Raw genomic sequence first — 742 nt, 5'->3', positions numbered from 1 at the left:
GGTAGCCTTTAGTTGTTTGTGTAAATAGAATTTCTGTTTCTGTATTAGCGGGTCAAATAAAGCGATTGGGTTGAAGGAGGCGGAGCGTAGCGGAGCCGAAGGAAACCCAATCGCTTGCGGCGGCCCGGGGCTATGCCCCCAAGATTTTGTAACTTACTAATACAGTTTACTTATGGAAAAGCAGGAAAACAACTCCAAAGTTTCTCTTCCCAAAGACTTCTTCAAACAGTTTAAAACAAAGGAAGAGTTTCACGCCTTTTTCAATGACCTGTTCAAACAAGGAGTCGAAGAAATGCTGCAGGCAGAACTCGACGCCCACCTGGGCTATCAGAAGTACAGCAAAGCAGGTCACCACACAGGCAACAGCCGCAATGGCGCCTATGCTAAAAAGGTAAAAACCGAATCTTTAGGAGACCTGGTCTTAAACATCCCCAGGGATCGCAACGCTGAGTTTTCTCCACAGCTCATCCCCAAGGGGCAGCGCATGAGTGACAAGCTGGAGGAAGCCATTATTGGCATGTACAGCCGCGGCATGACCACTTCCGACATCTCGGAGCAGGTCAAACAAGTTTATGGGGTGGAAGTCTCGGAAGGCACCATCTCCAATGTCACCAATCGCATCCTGGAGCATGTTAAAGAGTGGCAGAACCGTCCACTTGAATCCCTATATTATGTGGTATGGATGGATGGCATCATGCTCAAGATCAAACACTCAGGCCACTACCAAAACAAATGCATTTAT

Annotated in this window: 1 protein-coding gene; it reads left to right on the top strand. The window is 47.6% G+C overall.

The window, feature by feature from the left end:
• Nucleotides 1–172: 172 nt before the first annotated feature.
• Nucleotides 173–742: IS256 family transposase (locus OCK74_RS27840; RefSeq protein WP_279300394.1), on the top strand; the 570-nt coding region annotated here is incomplete at its 3' end.

Origin of the sequence: Paraflavisolibacter caeni, from assembly GCF_025628885.1 — a bacterium.
GTDB classification, from domain to species: domain Bacteria; phylum Bacteroidota; class Bacteroidia; order Chitinophagales; family Chitinophagaceae; genus Flavisolibacter; species Flavisolibacter caeni.
Note: the sequence above shows the minus strand (reverse complement) of the source record. Positions and strands in the feature narration are given on the sequence as shown.